The organism is Methylobacterium ajmalii (assembly GCF_016613415.1).
In the GTDB taxonomy this organism is placed as follows: Bacteria; Pseudomonadota; Alphaproteobacteria; order Rhizobiales; family Beijerinckiaceae; genus Methylobacterium; species Methylobacterium ajmalii.
The window spans coordinates 90,544-97,218 of sequence record NZ_JACWCT010000001.1; the positions used below are offsets into that span (position 1 = coordinate 90,544).

A 6,675-nucleotide genomic window follows, 5' to 3' on the forward strand; every position below is an offset into this window, starting at 1 on the left:
GCCCCCCGTGCTTAACAGAAGGTTAAGCGTGGCCGTAAAAACCCGGAAATCCAAGTCCTCCCCAGACCTGATGCGCCGAAGCCACCGTCCTGGTGCGGACCCTCCACGGACCCGCCCTCCGCCGATCCGCCGACCGCGCAATGGAGAGGGCGTGAGATCGGGGTGAAACCTGCGGCATCGGCGCACCGGGACTGGCGGCATCTGAAAACCGCGGGAAGGGAACCGTGATTACCTTCCCGCGTTATCCCCGCCCTTCGAGGCCGGCCGCGGTCACGGATGGCGGTGGATCGGGTCGACCCAGTAGACCGCCTCCGGCCGCTCGACGGGTTCGATGTCGGTGATGTTGACCACCACCGCCTCGTTGTCGGAGCGCACGAGCACGCATTCCAGCACCTCGTCCGGGGAGGCGTTGATCTCCTGGTGCGGCACGAAGGGCGGAACGTAGATGAAGTCGCCCGGGCCGGCCTCGGCGACGAATTCGAGCCGCTCGCCCCACCGCATCCGGGCCCGCCCGCGCACAACGTAGATCACGCTCTCCAGCGCGCCGTGATGGTGCACCCCGGTCTTGGCGTCGGGCTCGATCGCCACGGTGCCGGCCCAGATCTTCTGCGCCCCGACCCGGGCGTGGTTGATCGCCGCCTGGCGGAACATGCCGGGCGTCTGGGCGGTGTTGGGATCGAGGCGGTCGCCGGTGATCACTCGGACGCCGTCGTGCTTCCAGGGCGCCTCCTCCGCCCCGGCATGGCCGTGGGCATGATCGTGATCGTGATCTCGGGAGTGATCGTGGTCTTGCGACATGGCGGGCTCCGGCCGGATGGACGCCCGCATCCTGCGCCACGGCGCGGGGCCGCGCCAGGGCGACGCTCCGCCCATCGTGTTTGTTTTAAAGAACGATGCTCGGTTGTGCGCGAGGGTCTAGGACGGAACAAGTCGGAGAAGCGGTCGATCTGCTCCGAAACGACGCGGCACGGGAAGCTTCTTGTATTTCGAGTTGTTCCATAAAAAGAACATTCTCGTTGACATCACGGTCCGGTCGGCCGATGCTGCCCTGGCATTCGAGGCCGGCGACCGGCTTCCCGCCGCGGTGATTTGAGGCGATTGCGCCGCGAGACCAAACGCTAAAGCACCCCGGCGCCGCACGGCACCGGTGGGCCAACCCGGAGACATGACGCGATGCTGCTCTGCCGCATGCCCTGCGCCGGCCGCCCCGTTCCGGCTTCCGCCGCCCTCTGTCGATGCGGCGTGCGCCGCGACCCCGTTCGCGCCGCCCGCCAGGGCCGCTGAAACCGGCCCGATCCCTGCATCACCCGTTTCGCGAGACGTTTTGCGCGGCGCCCGAGCGGCGGCCGCGACCGGAGATTGTTGCCCATGCAGCCCGCCCGCATCGTCGAGGTCGGCGAGACCTCGGCCGGGATCGTCGTTCCCGAGACCGACGGCTTCCGTTTCTTCTCCGCCCACCCGGACTTCCACACCCTCGAGGGCCGGATCTTCCGCAGCCCGCGCCACGCCACCCGCGCGGCGCAGGACCTGCACGCCCGCAAGCGCAACCGCCGCCTCGCCGCCTGAGCGAGGACCGGACGGATGGACGAGAGAGGGGCCGTCCCGCCGGGACGGCCCCTCTCTTATGTCTCAGCGGTTGCGGGCGAGGAGCAGGATCCAGCCGATCCCGATCGTCAGCACCAGGATGCCGATGGTGGCGAAGGCCGGCGTGCCGTGCTCCATCAGCCGGGGCGCGAGCTGGGTGGCGAAGGCCGCCACCACGAGGCCGACCGCGACCCGGGCGGCGGCACGCTCGATGCCGCGGGTCAGCTTGTCCATGCCCTTGAGCTCGATCTCGACCGTGACGCGGCCCTGCTTGAGGCGCACCAGCATCAGGTGGATGAGCGTCGGCAGCTCGGAGGCCGCACCATAGAGCCCGGTCGCCAGGCCCTGGAACCGGCCCTTGAGGTCCTTGACCGAGAATTGCTGCCGCATGTGGCGGCTGACGGTCGGGCCGGCCGCCGCGAACAGGTCGAAGGCCGGGTCGAGCTGGCGCATCACGCCGTCGGCGGTGACGAGGCCCTTGAACAGGATCGCGAGGTCGGTCGGCATCGCGAGATCGTTCTCGCGCGCCATGGTCATGAAGTCGGTGAGGACGAGGCCGAGATTGAGCGTCGCGCCGTTGTGGCGGGTGACGAAGGATTGCGAGGCCGCCTCGAGCTTGGTGAGGTCCGGGTTGCTGGCGCCGGTCCAGTCGAGCAGCACCGCCATCAGCCCGTCGGCATCCTCCTGCAGCATCGCGCCGATCAACATCAGGAGCTGCGAGCGGCGGCGCTGCGACAGCCGGCCGACGATGCCGAAATCGATGAAGGCGATCCGGTTGCCGGGCATCGCCAAAAGGTTGCCCGGATGCGGGTCGGCGTGAAAGAGGCCCTCGATCATCGCCATCTGCAGGAAGGCGTCGACGCCGCGCTGGGCCAGGACCTTGCGGTCGAGCCCGGCCTCCTCCAGGCGCTTGGTGTCCGTCGGCGGGATGCCGTGGATGAACTCCTGCACCAGCACCCGCTCGGAGGTGTATTCCCAGTAGACCTTCGGGAACACGACGTCGTCGCGGTCGGGGAAGAGCGCCGCCAGCATCTCGCAGTTGCGGCCCTCGTTGGCGAGGTCGAGCTCCTCGCGCAGGCCGTTGGCGATGTGGCGCATCTGCTCGGTCGGCCGGTAGCGGGCCATCTCGGGCCACTCGGTCTCGACGATGCGCGAGGCGTGCGACAGGAGCCGCAGGTCGGCCTCGATGATCTTCTGGAGCCCCGGGCGCCGGACCTTGACGATCACCTCCTCGCCGGTCTCGAGCCGGGCGCGGTAGACCTGGGCGATCGACGCCGAGGCGATCGGGTTGGTGTCGAACTCCGAAAAGATCTCGGCCGGCGGGGCGCCGAGATCGGCCTCGAGCTGGGGCCGGATCACCTCCCAGGGCAGCGGCGCGACCTTGTCGTGCAGCTTGCCGAGTTCTTCCGTCCATTGCGGCGCCAGCAGGTCGGCGCGGCTCGCCAGCACCTGGCCGAGCTTGATGAAGGTGGGCCCCAGGGCCTCGATCGCCCGGCGCAGGCGCTCGGGCTGGGACAGGCGCGCGAGGTCGACGGCGGGGGCGCTGCGCCAGGCGAGCCGCGGGATCGCCCTGAGGCCGAGGCGGTCGACGACCTTGTTGACGCCGAAGCCGATGAGGATGCCGGCGATTTCCTGGAGGCGCTGGCGGTCGCGCGCCGCGACGATGGCGGTTTTCAGCATCTGCGCGTCGAATCTGCTCGGCTGGGAGGGGTGGGGGCGACGGCCGGGGCGAGCCGGCCGGGCAGGGCGGTGGGGGCGCGGGGCTCGCCCGGGCCGGGGATCGGGGCTCGCATCGGCATCCTGGTCCTCCCGGGCATCGGCCCCGCCAATCGCCCGGTGGTCGGCCGCGGCGCGCTACCTTGCGGCGCCAAACGGGCGGGAAAGGGGCGGCGGGGCCCGTCGGCGGTAGCGCATGACCCGGACCGATACAATCGCGCCGGCGGACGGGCGCTCCATTGCCGCAACCCCGGCGGGCGGCCCGCACGCGCGAGGACCGACCGGGGAACGGCGGCGACGGGTCGGGGCCGGCGGCCGTCGCGCACGCGCGAAGGCCGGCCCCGGGCGATCCGGGGCCGGCCTCCATGGTGTTGCAGGGGCGAGCTTTGCGTCCGCGGATTACATCCGGCCGCCCGCACCCGGCTGGCCGGCACCGGCCGGCTTGCCGCCTTCGGGCTGCCCGCCCGGACGAGCGCCGCCGCGCTGGGTGCTGCCGGTGGTGTCCGGACCGGCGCCGCGGTTGCCCATCTGGCGCTCGCCGGCCTGACGCTCGTTCATGCCGTCCTTGGCCATTCCGTCCTTGGTCATACCGCGCTCGGCCCCGTTGCGGCCGGGCTGGTTGCCCGCGGCCTGCTCCGGCCGGGCGCCGTTGCGCTCGCCCATCTCGCGACGGTCCTTGTCGCGACGATCCTGGCCGTCCTTCATCTCGCCGCGCGACATCTCGCGGTTGCGCTCGCGATCCACGGTGCCGTTGCGGCGCTCCTCGCTGCGGCTCAGCCGGTCCTCGCGGCGCTCGCCGCTCCGCACGTCGACGCGGTCGCGGCCGCGCACGCTGCCGGTGACGCTGCTGCGCTCGCTCACCACCAGGCGGCGGTACTCGGGCGACCCGTAGAGCACGCGCTGGCCCGAAATCGTGACGTAGCGTTCGGTGCCGGTGCGCTCGGACACGATCAGGCGACGATATTCCGGCGAGCCGTAGATCACGCGCTGGCCGCGGACCATCACGTACCGGCCCGGCCCGCTCCGCTCGCGGATGACGAGGCGGCGGTACTCGGGCGAGCCGACCCGCACCCGGCGGCCCTGGAGCGTCACGAACTCGACCCGGCCGGGACGCACGACGCGGTTCTCGCGCCGCTCGACCACGACGAGGCGGCGGTACTCGGGCGAGCCGTACAGGACGCGCTGGCCCGAGATCGTCACGTAGCGGCGGCCGCCGACGGTGGTGATGCGGTCCTCACGGGCCTCGCTGCGGAAGCCGGCCCGGCCCTCGCGGTGCTCGAACCGCTCGGCCCGGTCGCCGCGGCGCTCGGCGCGGCGGTCGCCGTCGCGATCACGGCGCTCGTCCATCGCCCGGCGGCCGTCGCGGCCCTCGGGTCCGCGCTCGGCCCGGTCGCGGGTCCCGTCGCGGTCCATGCCGCCCTTGCGGTCGGCCGTGTCGCCACGCTTGTCGGCCTTGTCCATGCCGTCGCGGCCGGCGCCCGGACGGGCGGCCTCGGCCTTGTCCATGCCGCCCTTGCCGGACTCGGACTTGCCCATCTCGGACTTGCCCATCTCGCCGCGGGCCTGGGCGCCGGGACCGGCCTTGGGGCCGCCGGCGTTGGGGCCGGACTGGCTCGTCTCGCCGCCGCGGCCGGGGGCGGCGCCGGGGCCGGCAGTCTGGGCGAATGCCGAGGTGCTGAGCAGCAGCGCGGCCAGTCCAACGGTCAGTCTGTTCATGTTCGTCCGCCTCCCTGTGCGCCGGCATCGCGATGCGGCGGCGCTGCGAAGATGCTTCAAAACGCCGACCCCAGATTATCGTTCCGGATCTTCTCTATCCCCGACGCGATCTCGTCTTCCCAACGGCCAAGTTTATATTGCAAGACTTGATGAGCTTGGGTCTGACACGGCGCGGACTGCGTCTCCACGCGCGGGCATCCTCGCGCGCGTGCGGCGCGCGAGTACGGTTACCGGAACCGTTTCGCCGGAGCCGACGTTTCTGCCGGACCGTAGCCGTTCCGCGTCTCCGGCCGCTGGCGTGCGGCCGGGGCGGGATTGGCTGCGTCCCGGAGGTGATCAGGCAGGATGGTGGCGGAGCCGATGACGACGCAGTCCGGGCGGGATTGGCTCGACCTCGCCAGCCCGAAGCCCGAAGCCGCGGCCCCGCCCGCTCCCTCCCGCCTCTCGGCCGCGCAGCGCGAGGTCTCCGACCGGCTCGCCCGGGCCCGGTCCGGCGCGGCGCGGGCCGGACGGGCGGCCCTCTCGCCGGTCCTGGCTGCCGCCGCCGTGCCGATGCGCCGGGTCGCACCGGCCTGGCAGGGGGCGGCCGCACGCTGGAGCGACCGCCTGGGCGCCCACCCCCTTACGGCCCGCGCCGCCGATGCGGCACGGCGAGCCTCGGCGCTGCCCTGGGGGCGCGCTCTCGGCCTCGCGGCGCTGGGGACCGCCGGCCTCGCCGTCCTGTTCCTGGCCTGGTGCGCCGCGACCCTGCCGCCCCTGTCGGGCCCGGCGCTCACGACCCGCACGGTCGCCGTGCAGGCGGAGGACGGCACGCCGATCGCCCGGCGCGGCACCGCCCGCGGGCGCAGCCTTCCCGTCGAGGCGGTGTCCCCGGCCATGCGGGCGGCTTTTCTCGCCGCGCAGGATCCGTGGTTCGACGATATCTACCGGCTCGATGCGGCGGGGGTCGCCGCGGTGATCGGCCAGGCCTTCCGCGACACGATCAGCGACGGCCCGCGGACCGGCAGCCCGCGCCTGACCCAGCGGCTCGTGCGCCGCGACCTCATCGGCGCCGCGCCGGGCGAGGCGCGCAGCCTCGCCGACCGGGTGCGCGAGGCGATGCTGGTGCTGCGTCTCCAGGCCGGGGAGGACCGGACGCGGATCCTCGCCCGGGCGCTCGACCTCGCCCGCTTCGGCCCCGGCCTGACCGGCCTCGACGCCGCCGCCCCCGCCCTGTTCGGCAAGGAGGCGGCCGCCCTCGGCACCGCGGAGGCGGCGTATCTCGCCGCGCTCACCCGGGCGCCCGCCCTGCAGCCCGACCGCGACGTGACGGCGGTCCGGGCGCTCGCCCGCGACGTCCTCGACGGCATGGTGATGCGGGGCGACCTGTCGGCCGCCAGGGCCGCGGAGGCGGGGCGCACCCTCGACGGGCTCGCCCCCGTGGGCACCACCCCGTTGACCCGCAGCGGCGTCCCCGACCTCGTCCTGGCGGAGGCCGCCGACCGCCTCGGCCCCGAGGCGCCGCGGGACGCGGTGATCCGCACCACCCTCGAGCGCGATCTCCAGGCGATGGCCGAGGCTGCGGTGGAGCGCCGCCTCGAGGCCGCCGGCCGCGGCGGCGCGCGGGCGAGCCTCCTGATCCTCGGGCCCGACGGCTCGGTGCGGGCGGCGGTCGCCGGC

The 6,675-nt window shown here is 73.3% G+C and carries 5 protein-coding genes; 2 read left to right on the forward strand and 3 right to left on the reverse strand.

What is annotated here, in order from left to right; all coding sequences use genetic code 11:
* Window positions 1-270: 270 nt before the first annotated feature.
* The gene (locus HPY23_RS00420) at window positions 271-798 is read right to left on the reverse strand and encodes a cupin domain-containing protein (RefSeq protein ID WP_060846262.1); all 528 of its coding nucleotides are present in this window, start codon (window positions 796-798) and stop codon (window positions 271-273) included.
* 570 nt (window positions 799-1,368) lie between these two features.
* On the opposite strand from HPY23_RS00420, the gene HPY23_RS00425 reads away from it, so the two are divergent.
* The gene (locus HPY23_RS00425) at window positions 1,369-1,566 is read left to right on the forward strand and encodes a hypothetical protein (RefSeq protein WP_060846261.1); all 198 of its coding nucleotides are present in this window, start codon (window positions 1,369-1,371) and stop codon (window positions 1,564-1,566) included.
* 63 nt (window positions 1,567-1,629) lie between these two features.
* On the opposite strand, the gene HPY23_RS00430 is transcribed toward HPY23_RS00425, so the two are convergent.
* Entirely contained in the window at window positions 1,630-3,264 is a 1,635-nt protein-coding gene (locus tag HPY23_RS00430) for an ABC1 kinase family protein (RefSeq protein WP_060846260.1), read from the reverse strand.
* A gap of 435 nt (window positions 3,265-3,699) precedes the next feature.
* Complete coding sequence (locus HPY23_RS00435) at window positions 3,700-5,016, reverse strand: hypothetical protein (protein ID WP_091887019.1); 1,317 nt, start codon at window positions 5,014-5,016, stop codon at window positions 3,700-3,702.
* Between the two features lie 360 nt (window positions 5,017-5,376).
* On the opposite strand from HPY23_RS00435, the gene HPY23_RS00440 reads away from it, so the two are divergent.
* Window positions 5,377-6,675: transglycosylase domain-containing protein (locus tag HPY23_RS00440; protein WP_200649533.1), on the forward strand; the 1,299-nt coding region annotated here is incomplete at its 3' end.

Excerpts from the sequence above, each read along its gene's own strand:
- HPY23_RS00435 (WP_091887019.1), bottom strand. The coding sequence starts at position 5,016 with ATGAACAGACTGACCGTTGGACTGGCCGCGCTGCTGCTCAGCACCTCG.
- HPY23_RS00420 (WP_060846262.1), bottom strand. The coding sequence starts at position 798 with ATGTCGCAAGACCACGATCACTCCCGAGATCACGATCACGATCATGCC.
- HPY23_RS00430 (WP_060846260.1), bottom strand. The coding sequence starts at position 3,264 with ATGCTGAAAACCGCCATCGTCGCGGCGCGCGACCGCCAGCGCCTCCAG.
- HPY23_RS00425 (WP_060846261.1), top strand. The coding sequence starts at position 1,369 with ATGCAGCCCGCCCGCATCGTCGAGGTCGGCGAGACCTCGGCCGGGATC.